We start from the raw sequence: 14,942 nt of genomic DNA, 5'->3' as shown, positions 1-14,942 counted from the left end.
CACAGACCTTTTACAGTCCGCGCCGTCAGGCTCATTGGGCCAAAGAAGATCCTCGAAATCTATTAGCTACACGGTGAGGCTCATCACGAATCGGCGTTGTTTTGCAGCCGGGCCAGCTTCTCCGGCGCGAAGATGTCGGCTTCCTTGCCGTAGCGCCTCTTTACGGCCATCTGAATCAGCCAGATGCCCACGCCCACCCCGACCAGGCTCAGCACCAACGCTGGCAGGCGCATGATGGCGTTGGCCTGCGCCACCTGGGCGTTGAAGGCGTCGGAACCGAACTTGCCGGTTACGGTGCGCAGGTTCACGAAATAATTGACGACCGAGGACGCCAGTTCGACCAGCCCATACGAAATAGTGGCGCCGCGCACCGCCGTATTGACTGTTGGTTCGTGCAGCGCCCGCTGGGTGGCGGCCCGGTGCTCGGCGCTCTCGGTCAGGGTCGTGGCGTCGAGGACCACCCGGAAAATGGGAGTGCGCGTCAGCAGACTGCCCAGCGCCAGCACCCCGAACAGCAGCGCGGGCACGCTGTCTTTGACGGCGAACAGGGCGCCGTCCACGTACCAGAAGGCCAGGGCGCCGCGAACGAGCGCCACCGTGCCGCCCAGCATGGCCAGGGCACTGACGGTCCGGTTGATCGCCAGGTCGGCCAGCACGTAGCCCACCGGCACCAGCGCGGCCAGCAGGTAGGCGCGGATGTTGCCAGTGACGCCGCCGCCGAACACCGTTTCGCTGATACTGATGCCGCTGCCCAGGATGTTGGGGCTGAGGATGGCAATCGGGATCACCAGCGTGAACAGCAGGTCCCAGACGGTCTTGGGGACGCCTACCCGGCGGCGCGGTTTGGCAGATGGGGTGGGAACGGTCATGTGGGGAATTGTCTCACGGAGAGGGAGGCCTGTGGCCTGTGGGAAAAGATGGGGAGTGGGAGGTAGGAAATGGGAAAGACAGGTCGATGTGGGTCAGGCTCCCACCCGGCTCCCACTGCGCTTGAGCTCAGGCCGGAGCGGAGGCCAACGGCGTCCAGCACGAACAGCTTTCCGAATCCGGCCTCAATCTCTTCCCACACGCTGTGCGCCGCGCCTCCGGCGCGAATCCAGCAGCACTAGCCCCCAGCCGACGAGCTGAATGACGCCGCCGATGGGGGTCACGGCGCCCAGCACCCGCACGCCGCTGAGGGCCAGGGCGTAGAGGCTCAGCGAGAAGATCAACGTGCCGATCAGCAGCCACAGCGGGCCGCGCCGCTGCTGTGGGTAGAGGCCCAGCACCAGCAGCGCCAGGCCGTGATACATCTGATAGCGCACGCCGGTCTCGAAGACGGCCAGGTATTCAGGGCTGAGCACGGCCCTGAGCGCGTGGGCACCGAAGGCGCCAAAGCCCACCGCGCTGCCCGCCAGCGCGGCGCCCCACAGCGCCGAGTTAAGCCGCGCCGCCGGTCTGGCAGCCATCTGAGATGCAGCCGTCTGAGATGCCGCCATCTGAGATGCCGCCGTCTGAGCTGCAACCGTCTGGGGTTCCGCCGTTCGGGACAGAGAGTCTGGAGCCTGAGTCATACGGCCAGCTTAGGCGCCCGGCCCGGCGGCAGGTGTCCCGGCGCTGCATTCACCTGGCGCTGCATTCACTCGGCCTTGGGACTCGTTCAGGCACCCATTCAGACACCCACTCAGACAAAAGGAGAGGCTCAGGTGGGGGAAGGGGGGCACAATCTCCAGATTCGCGCCGCAAAGTGGGAGACAGTGGTAAAACGTGGTAATGGGTGTTACACTCCCACTACCAGGTTCTGTACGCGCTCCGGGCGACTTTTTGGTCGGTTTTGCCCGGTGGCGGCGCCGCAGGGTCTGGTGGGAGCACCGCCCTAAACCGGGTGGTCACGAGGAGACCTCAAGTGCCGTTCGGTGAATACCCCTACGCGATAGACGATAAAGGCCGTGTGGTGATGCCACCGGCTTTTCGTGAGTTTGTCGAGGACGGCATGATCCTGACACGCGGCATGGAAGGCTGCCTCTACCTCTTTCCGCTGTCCGGCTGGAAGCGCGTCGAGGAGCAGCTTGAGGGCCTGCCGCTCACCGACAACCAGAGCCGGGCCTTCGTGCGCTTTTTCTATTCGGGGGCCAGCAAGGCCCGCCTGGACGCCCAGAGCCGCCTGAGTGTGCCGCAACCGCTGCGCACCTTCGCCGGGCTGGAAGGCGAAGTGGTGGTCGCCGGAGCCCCCGGACGCCTGGAACTCTGGAACCCGCAGCGCTGGGACGCCGCCATTCAGGCCGTGCAGGACAACCCGCCCCACCCCGAACTGCTGGTCAACTTCGTGGCCTGAGCACCTCAGCCTGAACATGACGGCGCCGCGCCCACGAGTACTGAATACCTACCCCGTCTCCCACCCGTTTCCCCAGGAATTCAATGGCCGCATCCACCTCAAAATCCAGAGCCAAAAAGAGCGCCCGGCCAGGCCGCCCCGCCACCTCGCGTCCGCCCGGTGCCGACGCCGATCTCGATGCCATCAGGATCAGCGCGGCCAGGACCGATTTAGCCAGGACCGATCTAGTCAGGACCGATGCGGACTCCGACTTCACCGACGCGGAACTCGGCGGCGAGGGTCTGGCCCTCTCGCACCTGCCGGTGCTGGCCGCCGAGGTGCTGGAGCTGCTCGACCCGCAGCCGGGCGAGGTGTTCGTCGACGGTACGCTGGGCGGCGCGGGGCATACCCGGCTGCTGCTCAAGGCCGGGGCCAGCGTCTACGGCATCGACCAGGATCCCTACGCCCTATCCCGGCTGGGCGAGCTGGCGGGCCTGACCATCGTGCAGGGCAATTACCGCGAGATGGACCGCCTGCTGCAAGGCTACCGGATCAGCGCCGTCGACGGCGTGCTGCTCGACATCGGCGTCAGCAGCTTTCAGCTCGACGACGCCCAGCGCGGATTTTCGTACCACACCGAGGCGCCGCTCGACATGCGCATGAGCCAGCAGGGCGAGGGCGCCTACCAGGTCATCAACGAGACCCCGGTGGAGGAACTGGCAGCCATCATCTTCGAGTTCGGCGAGGAGCGTCACTCGCGCCGCATCGCCCGCGCCATCGAGGCCGAGCGCGAGCGGGCGCCGATTGCCACCACCACCCAGCTCGCCGAGATCATCAAGCGGGCGTATCCGGGCGCTCACGCACGCGGCATCCACCCGGCGCGGCGGACCTTCCAGGCGCTGCGCATCTACGTCAACGACGAACTCGGTGCCCTGAACAGTGGTCTGGAAGCGGCTTCCAGGTTGCTCAAACCCGGTGGGCGCATCGCCGTGATCAGTTTTCACAGCCTGGAAGACCGCATCGTCAAGCGGTTTTTCCGCGACCAGCCGGACCTCCAGGCCCTGACCAAGCGCCCGGTGGAGGCCAGCGAGAACGAGCAGGCCCGCAACCCCCGCGCCCGCAGCGCCAAGTTACGCGCCGCCCGCAAGTCAGGCCACGCCCAGACTGAGCACGACCGGGTCAAGGACAGCCAGTCGTGAGCCAGCCGCTGCCGCTTCAGGCCAGCGCGGCGGTGTGGCGTTCGCGGGCGCTGCGCTACACCACGCTGTATGTGGTGCTGGTCGCCGTGCTGCTGGGCCTGCGCTACGCCACCCGCTACACCTACCGCGATCTGCGCGAGCTTCGTGTCAGCGTGGCCGACTTGCAGCTCAAGCACGACCAGTTGGAACTCGAAGTCCAGACCCTGACCACCGGGCCGCGCATCCTGGCCTGGGCCACCGCTCAGGGCATGGTGCCCTACGCCCAGGCCAGCAAGACCACCACCGAGATTCAGGCGTTGCCCCCGGTATCAGGCTACCCGGTATCAGGCTACCCAGCACCGATCAATACCGCGCCTATCAATACCGCGCCCATCGACACTGCGCCTATTAACATTGCGCCCGAACCGCTCACCGCCTCCAGCGCGGCGGCGCAGGGCAGCGCAGCGCCGAGTGCCGCGCCCGCCGAGCAGACCTCCAGCACCGACCCGCCCTCAAGCCCGGACCGTGCGAATTCAAGTGCTCCAGCACCCATCCGGCCCCGACTTGAGGTAACCACCCAATGGAAATAAAAATTCGCAACCGCTCCAAGATCATTCAGGTCATCGCCCTGATCGCCTTCATGTCGCTGGTGTGGGCCTACGCCCAGCTCGAATGGGGCCTGCCCCAGAACGTCAAGCGGGCCGTGCTGCAAAGCCGGGGCAGCATCGTCACCGAGTCGGGCGCCGCGCTGGCCCGCACGGTGGACGACAAGCGGGTCTATCCACAGGGCAAGCTCGCCGGGCAACTGCTGGGCATGATGGGCGCCACCGACGGCCTGGAGGGCCTGGAAGCCGCCTATAACGGGCCGCTCTCGGCGGGGCAGAACGTGGTGGTGACCATCGACCCTGCCATCCAGGCCCCCGCCGAGGCGCTGCTGGCCAAGGGTGTAATCAGCCACGGCGGCGAGTACGGCTCGGTGGTGGTCATGGAGGTGCGCACCGGCAAGATTCTGGCGGCGGCCAGCTACCCCAGCTTCGATCCCAACGTCTGGAGAGGCACCTCGCCGGAGTCGCGGCGCAACCGGCCCTTCATCGACACCTTCGAACCCGGCTCGACGGTCAAGGGCCTGTCGGTGGCAGCCGCGCTCAACGAGGGCCTGACCACCCCGACCACCAGCTACAGCACGCCCATGAAGCGCTACATCGGCGGTCGCTGGGGCCACACCATCGGCGACGCGGTGCAGCATCCCGGTACGCTCACCACCCAGGGCGTCCTGCGCTACTCCAGCAACGTGGGCATGTCGCACATCGTCGAGCACTTTCCCAACGAAAAACTGCGCGGTTATTTCGCGGCCTTCGGCTTCGGCCAGGACGTGGACCTGCCCACCGTCGTCACCGGCACCGGCAGCCTGCAACCGCTGCGCAAGTGGGACGACCTGGTGCGCACCACCAACTCCTTCGGGCAGGGCGTCTCCGTCACGCCGCTGCAACTGGCCGCCGCCTACAACGCGCTGGCCAACGATGGCCGCTACGTCTCGCCCCGGCTGATCCAGGGCGAGGCGCCGGGAGTGAGCCGCGACGTGATCCGGCCCGACTCGGCCCGCAGCATCCACACGTTGCTGCGCAACGTCATCAAGGACGGCATTCCCGGTCCGGCGGGCATCAAGGGCTTCGAGCTGGCGGGCAAGACCGGCACCGCCCAGGTCGCCACCCGCAGCGGCTACAGCTCGACACTGTACGACAGCGTGTTCGCGGGTTTCTTTCCCGCCGAGGCGCCGCGCATCACCATCGCCGTGATGATCCACGGGGCCAAGCGCGATTACCACGGCAGCATGCTGGCCGCCCCGATCTACCGCGACGTGGCCTCGGCCATCATCAGCAAATGGGCCGCGCTGCCCGCCCAGAGCAGTCAGGACCACAGCAGCAGTCAGCAGTAGGCGGTTCTTGGGAGGCGGTGGAGGCGGTAAGGGGTGAGGGGCAGGCGCACGCCGAAGCAGTCTCGATCAAAACAGCGCCAGTCAGAGCGCTGTGAGGTTATGAGCAACACCTGAGAGACTTGCCAGAGCCGGACGGTTAACTTCATGAAGAGGGTGGCCGTCCTCTCGTTTGGCACCCCCCGTAACGTGAGGATCTCCACAAAGAGGGCGCCCGGCTCAGGTCGGGGCGCCAATTTTTGTTGTGCTCGGTTCAATATCCGGCAGATCATATGAGAGGTGGCGTGAGGATATGAGAGCGTTTCTCATATTTTTGATTTCGTCCCAGGCAGAATTTACGTCTGTTCTTTCAAAAATATTCAAACTGCTTCGTGAGCTAGGCACCTGCGTACCTTAGAAAGCACTCATGCGCTCTCCCTAAGCTGAGCCCGTTCGGTGGAGGTGAGCTGGCCCGCGATGGGCAGCCCGGCTCCACCGCCTCAGGTGTACAGCTCGTGCCAGACGGCGCCGAGCAGAGGTCCACGGCCACCCTGCCTTTCTGCCCCGCGCAGAAGGCGCCCTCCACTGTGGCCCGGCGCCGCCGGGGAACTGAGCGTCATGCATCCGCCCCCCATCTTCCCCTCGCCCCTTGTTCCGCGCCCGAACAACCGTGTTCAGCCAGCCCCGTGCAGCAAGTCCGTGCAGCAAGTCCGTGCAGCAACTTCGGCCCGGCGCCCCAGGAGTCCAATGTCCAACTCACCTCAGCCACTGCTTCGTCTGTTTCGCCCGGCCAGCCTGTATTGCGCCGTCACCTTGCTCATCGGCAGCTTCGCGGCGGCCCAATCGACTGAACTATCGACTGGGCTTCAGGCAGGCCAGGCCCAGGTCGGCGCCCCACTCGGCAGCCTGGAGCTGGCTGTAGGCCGCAGCGACGGCGCCAGCCGCAGCGTTCGCGCCACCGCCTACAGCAGCGACGTGGGCCAGACCGACAGTTCGCCCTCGGTCACCGCCACCGGCAGCCGTACGCGCCCCGGCGTGATCGCGCTCAGCCGCGACCTGCTGCGCACCTTCCCCTACGGCTCCCGCGTGACCCTGCAAGACAGCGCCGGGTTGCTCAACGGGCGCGTATTCGTCGTCGAGGACACCATGAACGCCCGGTTGCGCAACACCATCGACATCTGGATGGGCAGCCGCAGTCAGGCGTACCAGTGGGGCGCCCGAACGGTGAGAATGACCGCCGTCCGTTAATGAGGTTCACCGGCTCTTCGGCCACACAATCTGATGAGAGAATGGGTGAGAGGATGAGAATGCTTCTCACCCATCTTTCGCGTCCAGCACGGCACTTCTAGGGTGTATAGTCACCAGCGTCCTCGTTACTATGAGAATATTTCGCCTAAATTTCATAATTCTCCCACGCATCATACTTAGGCTCTGGGTTGGAGCGGCACAGCACCGACCATGTTGCTTCCAGCAATTTATCTGTCCTGTTATCTGCCCTGAAACCTGACGCGGCGGGCCTCTGCCAATCAAGCGTGGCCAATCAAGCGTGGCCGATCAGGTCTGACCTGCCGAACGGTGTCGCAGGCGTCAAGCCACCATCTGCCCGACTCGACCAAATCCTGCATGAGCTGCTCTACACAGGCGCCCAACGCTTTGCTCGACCCCTGAACGACCCAAGCTGGTGGCCTGAACACGGCCTGAATCACTGAGGAGTGGAATGTTGAAACGAGTTCATGTAGCGGGTGTCCTGGCTTTGGGCTTATCTGGTTTTGCGGCGGCGCAGACCACCACCAATCCCGCCACACCGGCCCCCGATCAGGCGCCACCGGAAACCGGGACCGCCATTCACCAGTCGGGCAGCGCCTCGTTTCTGAGTCCCAGCGTGCTGGGCAGCACCCTCACCCAGCATCTGGCCGGTGCCGCGCTGCTGCTGCACCAGGAAGCGCCGTTGTGGCCCAGGCTACCGCTGACCAGCACCATTCCGGCGCCGATTCCGGAAGTGACGGTGGATGAGGGTGCGGCCCAAGAAGGTGTGGCCGCCGCGCCAGCGCCGGGTGACACGGCCCCGCAGGTCTCTGCCGGTGCGGCACAACTCGCGCCCCAGATTCAGGCCGAGGCCGAGGCCCAGGCGCAGGCGACCTTCAACGAGGATACCGACGCCAGCCCGGCGCCCGATGTTGTCAAGCCCAGCGCCGTCAGACCCAGCACGGTCAAGCCCAGGGCTGCACAGGCGAACACAGTCAAGCCCAGCACACCGGAGGCGCTCTTCGAGCTGAAGCTGCCTGTCCTGCCCAGTGCCGCCCTGACCGGCAGCGTGGTCGACCTGGCCCTGGCGACCCCCACCCAGGCTGGCAGCCAGCTCGCCCGACTGCGGCTGCTCCAGGCCCAGAACCCGCGCCGCCCTTCCCAGGCAGCAGCCCAGGCAGCGGTAGGTCAGGCAATGGTGGGCCAGACAGCGGTAGGTCAGGCGCAGGTCGCCCCAGTCGTTGCCGCGCCGGTGGTCGTCAGGCCCGTCCCCACCAGACCCATTACCGTCGACGCACCGGTACCGGAAGTCACGGCTGGGGCCACAAAAGCTGAGGCCACTCAACCCGTCACGGCCAAACCCACTACCGCCAAACCCACTACCCCCAAGCCCACTACCGCCAAACCGGCGCGGGCAACGCCGCAACAGGCCGCCCCCGCCCCGGTTATCAACGTGACGGTGCGGACGCCCGCCGTGTCCGCGCCGCTGACCACCACCGCCCGCAAAGCGCCCGCCTCAGCCGTGGTCAGGACGGCGGCGCCGGTCAAGCAGATCGTCACGGCGACCCGGCCACCTGCGCCCACGGTTCTCAGAGCCACTCCCGTCAAGCCGGACGCTGCCGGATCAGCCGCTGTGAAAGCAGACGCAGCCAAAGCAGACATAGCCAAAGCAGATACGGTCAAGTCGGATACTGCCAAACCAGACACGGCCAAGCCAGATGCAGCCAAACCAGTCGCTGCCGCGCCAATTGCCGTCAAACCAGCTCCAGCACAGCTCCAGGCTGCCGCGCCCAGCACCCGTAGCCTGGGCCGACCTGTCAGCAACGGCGCCCGGCGCACCGTCAGCGCCACCGCCTATAGCAGCGACGTGGGCCAGACCGACAACTCACCGTTCGTCACCGCCACCGGCACCCGCGTGCGCCCCGGCGTGATCGCGCTCAGCCGCGACCTGCTGCGCACCTTCCCCTACGGCTCCCGCGTGACCATTCAGGACGCGGGCGGCGTGCTCAACGGGCGCGTGTTCATCGTCGAGGACACCATGAACGCCCGGTTGCGCAACACCATCGACGTCTGGATGGGCAGCCGCCGCCAGGCCTACCAGTGGGGCCGCCGCACCGTCACCATCACCGCCGTGCGTTGAGCGCGTCTGTACAGTAAGCGGTCTGTGCAGTAAGCGTCTGTGCAGTAAGGGGACACAGGCCGCGCCAGGACGACGTTTTCGTCAATGTTGCTCGGAAACAACAAATCGGCGCAGGTTGCCCCTGCCTGGCCCTGACCCTGCCACCTCGCCGCCCGCCTGCGCTCTGCTATCCTCGCCGGACGTGCCGACTTCGCCGCATTCACCGCCCAGCCAGCCGCCCACCGATCAGGGCGCCCGATCTGCCCACTCTGTCAGGGGCCTGCACTCGCTGCCGCTGACGCTGGCCCGCGCTCACCTGCGCCGCCGCCGGACCCAGAACCTCAGCACCGTGCTGGGCATCGCCGTGGGCGTGATGGTACTGATCGCCGCCCTGAGCCTGACCAACGGCTTTACCGGTGCGCTGGTGCAGGCCACCCTCCGCGCCAGCCCGCACCTGAGCCTGAGCCGCTACACCCCCGGCGGAACCGACGCCAAGATGGAAGCCGAGCTGGCCAGCAACCGGGCCGTCACCGCCTGGACGCCCTTCCTGGCCGACAAGGGGCTGCTGACGCGCCCAGCGGGCGATGGCCGGGGCGCAGGCGTGGACTTCGCCACCCTCTTCGGCGTCGGCGCTCAGGCCGGGCGGGTGCTGGCCCTGCCCGACGAGGAAAGCAAAAAACTGGCCAGCCTCAAACCCGGCGAGGTGCTGCTCGGCAGCGCCCTGGCCCAGAACCTCGGCGCCTTCGAGGGCCAGTCGTTGCGGCTGCTCAACAGTACCCTGCGGCGCAGCAGCCTGAAAGTGGCCGGGGTTTTTCGCAGCGGCAACTACCTGATCGACAGCCAGTACGCCTTCGTGCCGCTCTCCAGCTTGCAGGCCATTCAGAACGCGCCGGGCCGCATCACCGGCTACCAGGCCCGGCTGCGCGACCCCGACGCGGCCCCGCAGGTGGGCGACGCCCTGACCCGCAACCTGCCCTACGCCAGCCTGCCCTGGCAGAGCCTGTACGGCTCGCTGCTCGACCAACTGAAGCTGCAAAAGCAGGTCATCGGCTTCGTGGTCTTCTTGATCGTCATCGTGGCCGCCTTCGGCATCGCCAACGTGCTGACCCTGACCGTCTTCGAGAAGACCCAGGAAATTGCCATTCTGCGGGCGATGGGGGCCTCCCGGCGCGATATCAGCCTGGCCTTCGTGTGGCAGGGTGCGGCTCTGGGCGCGGCGGGGCTGCTGCTGGGCAACCTCCTGGGCCTGCTGATTAGCGCCTATTTCACCGTTCGCCCCTTCCAGATTCCCGGCGACCTGTATTTCATCACCGCCCTGCCGGTCCAGGTCAAGGTCGCCGATCTGCTGTGGGTCAACGCCCTGGGCATCAGCACGACCCTGCTCGCGGCGCTCCTCCCTGCCCGGCGGGCGGCGGGGATCGAACCGGCGCGGATTATTCGGTGAGGGGGAAAGGCGCCCGCTTGTGGCTTGTGGGGAAGGATGGGTAGTGGGGAGCGGGAAGGGATGATTGTTTCGCGGCGTTCAGGGGACGCCGGGCATCACCCCTTCGGGGCCACCTCCCCTGAAACGGGAGGCAAAAGACCGAAGCATGCGCCCATCACTGACTTCGCTGAAGTCGGTCATACTATTCCAGCGAAGTCAGTGATGGGCAGGTGCGGAGCACGGGCGCCCCACCGGGACGGGGGAGCCGACGCCTTTGCTCAGCGCCGACGCCTAAAAAAGCCAACGTTCCCGCTGAGAGCAGGACGCAGAATGACGCCACGGGGAAAACAGCCTTAGCGCGCCTCCATTCTGCGTCCTGCTCAGTTAAAACTACTCGCTCCGCTCGGTCATAAAAAGACCCTTTTTATGACATCTGCTCTAGAACACGTCCAGCCCAGCAAGGCCACCCAAGCGCCAACAGCCCGTCCAGCCGCCCTATTCCCCGCCAGCCTCGTTGTACAGATGCCCCAGGTCCAACACCTGCTCGATGAATAGGCGCACCAGCTTGGGGTCGAAGCTGCGGCCTGCTTCGCGGATCATGAACTCGGCGGCGTCGCCAGGGGTCCAGGCGGTTTTGTAGGACCGGTCGCTGGTCAGGGCGTCGAAGACGTCGGCGATCATGACGATGCGGGCCGATAAGGGAATGCCCTCCTGCATCAGGCCCGCCGGGTAGCCCTGACCGTCCCAGCGCTCGTGGTGGTGCAGCACCGCCTGGCGGGCAGCGTCGGGCAAGAACTCCAGACGCTCCAGAATCTCCACGCCCCAGACCGGGTGCTGCACGACCACATCGAACTCGTCGGCGCTCAGTGGGCCGCGCTTGCCCAGAATGTCCTGGGGCACGCGGGCCTTGCCCACATCGTGCAGCGCTGCGCCCCAGCGCACGGATTTCAGCTCCTGACCGCTCAGGCCATACGCCTCGCCCAGCCGCATGGCATACGAGACCATCCGCACGACGTGCTGGCCCTGCACCGCGTCGAGGGTAGTGCCCAGGCAACCGATGGTCTGCTCCAGGGCGTCCTCGGCGCGGCGCAGGCGTTCGCTGCGCTCGTAGGCGACCTTGGCCGCCGCGCCCGGCAACTCCAGGTGGCCCGCCGTCAGCTTCTCGCCGCGCTTCCAGACCACCCGGACCCGCTTCATGATGCCGCCGCGCCCGACAGAGCCTTCCTCACAGACGCCGGATTCGGCATAGAGGCCCTGCGGGTGACTGCTCTGGGGCAACTTCAGAAACTGGTGCAGCGGGCGGCCCATCGCCTGTTCGCTGCTCAGGCCGCTGACCGTCTGCCAGTTGCCGCCCAGGCGCACGATGATCCCGGCCTGGTCGAGCAAAAACAGGGCCGAGGGCTGGGCCGCCAGCAGCGCGGCGTCGTCGGCCTGAAGCTCGACTTCCTCCTCGGCGATCAGCTTGCGCGGCGGCGGGGCAATCTGCTCGCTGGCGTCGTGGTAGGAGTCGTCGAAGGGAAAGCGGCGAAAGGGGCCGCTCAAACGCCACCACACTCCCGGTGCAGACCGAGCGGAAGCTGGCCAAACATGGACTGGTCAGTCAGCTTGCCGGTGTTGTGGCCGAAACTCATCACGCGTTCAGTCTACGTGAAAATCCAAAAAGCAAAAGACTACCCGGCCAGCTTGCCTTCCTCCCTCCCGGCTCCCCTCAGCACCGCAAACCCGGTCAGGCGGCGAGCGGCGTGAAATATACCCGGCGTAGAACATACCCGGCGTAAACGTACCTGACGTCCGGGCTGACCTGAGCCGCTAGCATGGGCAGCATGTTGCGGGTGCTGTTTGTGGGAGATGTCTACGGTCGGCCTGGTCGGCGCCTGATCGCCGCGCACCTGCCGACGCTGCGCGAGCGCTTCGACTTCATGGTGGTCAACGGTGAGAACGCTGCCGGGGGCTTCGGGCTCAACCGCGAGGCCTTCGAGGTCATCACGGGCGCGGGGGCGGGCGCCGTGACGCTGGGCAACCACGCCTGGCACCACAAGGACGTATACAAATTGCTCGGCGACCCGCGCCTGATCCGGCCCCTGAATCTGCCGAGTGGCACGCCGGGCCGGGGGTATTCGACCTTCGAGGTCAACGGCGAGCGGCTGACGGTGGTGAACGCGCTGGGCAGGGTGTTTATGGAGGCCAGCCACAATCCCTTTCTGGCCCTCGATGAGCTGCTGGAGCAGGGCGACCTGGGCAGCGTCATCGTGGATTTTCACGCCGAGGCCACCAGCGAGAAGGCGGCGCTGGGCTGGCACCTCGACGGGCGGGTCGCCGCCGTGATCGGCACGCATACCCACGTGGCCACCGCCGACACCCGCATTCTGCCGCGCGGCACCGGCTTCCAGACAGACGCGGGCTTCACCGGCCCGATGCACAGTATTATCGGCGCCGACCCCGAAGGCCCTCTTCAGAAGTTTCTCACCGAGCGGCCCCATCGCTTCGCCGTCAAGGACGGGGGCGCCGAACTCAACGGCGTGATGATGGAGATCAAAGCAAACCGAACCCTGAAGATCGGGCGCTATCACCATGAGGAACGACACAGCGGAGAACGACACAGCGAGGAACCGGCCCTCTGAAGAAGCCGGACTCACCCCTGAGTAACACTCACCCCCGATGAACAAGGAGCACACCACTATGGGCATTCGTGAAGACGTGAATCTGCTGGGCCGCACGCTGGGACAGGTGCTCAGGGAGCAGGAGGGCGAGGGGTTCTACAACCTGGTCGAAGAGGTCCGCTCACTCGTTCGCGCCGCCCGCAAAGGTGAGGGCTCAGCAGCGCTCCAGACGCTGATTGCCGGGCTCGAAACCGGCGACGCCGAGAACCTGGTGCGGGCCTTTACCTGGTATTTCCAGCTCGTGAATCTGGCCGAGGAATACGAGCGGGTGCGCGTGCTGTCGGAAACCAAGGGCGTCAGATCGCAGAGTCTGGAGCGTGCCCTGCTGGACCTGAAGGACCTGGGCCTCAGCGCCGAGGACACCGAGGCGCTGATCGCCCGCGTGAACCTGGGCCTGACCTTCACCGCCCACCCCACCGAGATGCGCCGCCGCACCGTGCGCAACCACCTGGTCGAGGTGGCCCGCACCATTCCGGAGCTGAGCCTGCCAGATTTGTGCGAGGAGGCCACCGCCCGCGTCGCGGCGCACATCGAGGCGATGTGGTCCACGCCCGAACTCCGGAGATTGAAACCCACCGTGCAAGACGAGGTGAAGGGCGGCCTGAGTTACCTGCCGATCATCGCCGTGGCCCTGCCGAAGCTGCAACGCGATCTGGAGCGGGCTTTCATGCACGTCTACGGACGGCATACGAGTGCCCGGCTGCCGCTGAGCTTCAACTCGTGGATGGGCGGCGACCGCGACGGCAACCCGTTTGTGACGCCGGACGCGACCCGCGAGACGCTGGAACTCCACCGCGAACGTGCCCGCGAACTGCTGCTGGCGCAGATCAGCCAGGCGTATGCCGATCTCAGCCAGGACGACGGCGGCGAGGAGCCCTACCGCGAAACCCTCAGCGCCCTGCACCTGGCCGTGCGCACCGGTGGCGGCCCGGACCATCATGGGCCAGTGGACGTGCTGCCCGAACTCGAAGCGCTCGACGCCCGCTTAAGGCGAGGCGGCCAGGCCCGCAGCGCCGATCAACTGCTGACCCCGCTGCTGACGGTGGCCCGCACCTTCGGGCAGCATCTGGTGAGCCTGGATCTGCGCGAGCACAGCCAGCTCACCGGGGCGGCGGTGGCGCTGCTGCTCAGGGAAGCCGGGGTCAGTGCCAACTACGCCGAGTTGCCCGAACACGCCAAGCTGGAAGTGCTCAGCAGTGAACTCCGCTCGCGCCGCCCGCTGTGGCCCGCCGCCGCGCCGATGCCCGACGAGTTGGAGCGCACCGTCGGCCCGATCCGCGAAGTGCAGAAAGCCGTAGCGCAGGTCGGCCCGCGCGCCTTCGGGCGCTACATCATCAGCATGAGCGAGTCGGTGTCGGACATCCTGGAGCCGCTGCTGCTGGCCCGCGAGGTCGGCTTCAGGATTTTGCCGGTGCCGCTGTTCGAGACCCTGGGCGACCTGGAACGTGCTCCCACGGTGATGTGGGAACTGCTGGGCCTGCCCGAATACCGCGCCGTGCTGGGCAGCGACGTGCAGGAGATCATGCTCGGCTACTCGGATTCCAACAAGGACGCCGGATTCCTGGCCGCCAACTGGGCGCTGCACGAGGCCCAGCGGCGGGTCAGCGCGGTCTGCGTGCAGGCGGGCGTGCCCTGGAGATTCTTTCACGGGCGCGGCACCAGCATCGGGCGCGGCGGTGGCCCGGCCTCGCGGGCGATCCTGGGCCAACCGGCAGGCACCATCGACGCCGGGCTGCGCATCACCGAACAGGGCGAGGCGCTGGCCGACAAGTACAGCCATCCGGTGCTGGCCCACCGCAATCTGGAACAGGCGCTGTATGGTCTGCTGCTCTCGGCAGCGCGGCCCCAGAAAGAGCTGAACCCAACCTGGACCGAAGCCCTGACGCGGGCGGGAGCGGTCAGCGTCAAGGCGTACCGCGATCTGGTCGAAGACCCCAGCTTCCTGCCGTTCTTCGAGGCGGTCACGCCCATTCACGAGATCTCGCGCCTGAACATCGCCTCGCGCCCGGTGCGGCGGCCCGGTGCGCCCACCCTGAGCAACCTGCGGGCTATCCCCTGGGTCATGAGCTGGACCCAGAACCGCTCGAACCTGCCCGGCTGGTACGGCTTGCC

Annotated in this window: 12 protein-coding genes; 9 read left to right on the top strand and 3 right to left on the bottom strand. The window is 66.6% G+C overall.

Annotation, left to right across the window (positions count from 1 at the left end):
* Nucleotides 1-83 precede the first annotated feature (83 nt).
* On the bottom strand, nt 84-869 hold the full coding sequence (locus Q0R23_RS08940) for a VC0807 family protein (protein ID WP_293912218.1): 786 nt from the start codon (nt 867-869) through the stop codon (nt 84-86).
* A gap of 183 nt (nt 870-1,052) precedes the next feature.
* On the bottom strand, nt 1,053-1,448 hold the full coding sequence (locus tag Q0R23_RS08935; RefSeq protein ID WP_293912215.1) for a DUF423 domain-containing protein: 396 nt from the start codon (nt 1,446-1,448) through the stop codon (nt 1,053-1,055).
* A gap of 437 nt (nt 1,449-1,885) precedes the next feature.
* Here Q0R23_RS08935 and mraZ point away from each other — a divergent pair, with 437 nt between their 5' ends.
* The 7 genes from mraZ (at nt 1,886) to Q0R23_RS08900 (ending at nt 10,191) form a co-directional block, all read left to right on the top strand.
* Complete coding sequence (gene mraZ, locus Q0R23_RS08930) at nt 1,886-2,314, top strand: division/cell wall cluster transcriptional repressor MraZ (protein ID WP_293912212.1); 429 nt, start codon at nt 1,886-1,888, stop codon at nt 2,312-2,314.
* An 83-nt stretch (nt 2,315-2,397) separates the two neighbouring features.
* Nucleotides 2,398-3,492, top strand: a complete 1,095-nt coding sequence (gene rsmH / locus Q0R23_RS08925; protein ID WP_293912210.1) for a 16S rRNA (cytosine(1402)-N(4))-methyltransferase RsmH — start codon at nt 2,398-2,400, stop codon at nt 3,490-3,492.
* Nucleotides 3,489-4,061 (top strand): hypothetical protein, encoded by a 573-nt coding sequence (locus Q0R23_RS08920; RefSeq protein WP_293912207.1) that lies wholly within the window; start codon nt 3,489-3,491, stop codon nt 4,059-4,061. Before rsmH ends, Q0R23_RS08920 begins: the two co-directional genes overlap by 4 nt.
* On the top strand, nt 4,052-5,407 hold the full coding sequence (locus tag Q0R23_RS08915; protein ID WP_293912205.1) for a penicillin-binding protein 2: 1,356 nt from the start codon (nt 4,052-4,054) through the stop codon (nt 5,405-5,407). Before Q0R23_RS08920 ends, Q0R23_RS08915 begins: the two co-directional genes overlap by 10 nt.
* 723 nt (nt 5,408-6,130) lie before the next feature.
* Nucleotides 6,131-6,631 carry a hypothetical protein gene (locus Q0R23_RS08910; protein ID WP_293912203.1) on the top strand — a complete coding sequence of 167 codons (501 nt, stop codon included), beginning with the start codon at nt 6,131-6,133 and terminating at the stop codon, nt 6,629-6,631.
* Nucleotides 6,632-7,103: 472 nt separating this feature from the next.
* Entirely contained in the window at nt 7,104-8,768 is a 1,665-nt protein-coding gene (locus tag Q0R23_RS08905) for a hypothetical protein (protein WP_293912202.1), read from the top strand.
* Between the two features lie 259 nt (nt 8,769-9,027).
* Nucleotides 9,028-10,191: an FtsX-like permease family protein gene (locus Q0R23_RS08900; protein ID WP_293912320.1), complete on the top strand. Its 1,164-nt coding sequence runs from the start codon at nt 9,028-9,030 to the stop codon at nt 10,189-10,191.
* A gap of 474 nt (nt 10,192-10,665) precedes the next feature.
* Here Q0R23_RS08900 and Q0R23_RS08895 read toward each other — a convergent pair whose 3' ends face one another.
* Nucleotides 10,666-11,712, bottom strand: a complete 1,047-nt coding sequence (locus tag Q0R23_RS08895) for an HD-GYP domain-containing protein (protein ID WP_293912201.1) — start codon at nt 11,710-11,712, stop codon at nt 10,666-10,668.
* Between the two features lie 281 nt (nt 11,713-11,993).
* Here Q0R23_RS08895 and Q0R23_RS08890 point away from each other — a divergent pair, with 281 nt between their 5' ends.
* Both Q0R23_RS08890 and Q0R23_RS08885 read left to right on the top strand, forming a co-directional pair.
* A complete protein-coding gene (locus Q0R23_RS08890; protein ID WP_293912200.1) occupies nt 11,994-12,791 on the top strand; it encodes a TIGR00282 family metallophosphoesterase in 798 nt (265 codons plus the stop codon).
* Nucleotides 12,792-12,849: 58 nt separating this feature from the next.
* On the top strand, nt 12,850-14,942 hold a 2,093-nt coding region (locus Q0R23_RS08885; protein WP_293912197.1), incomplete at its 3' end, for a phosphoenolpyruvate carboxylase.

Source organism: Deinococcus sp. (assembly GCF_025362455.1).
In the GTDB taxonomy this organism is placed as follows: domain Bacteria; phylum Deinococcota; class Deinococci; order Deinococcales; family Deinococcaceae; genus Deinococcus.
The sequence above is the reverse complement of the archived record's forward strand: the minus strand, read 5'-3'. Positions and strand labels throughout refer to the sequence as shown.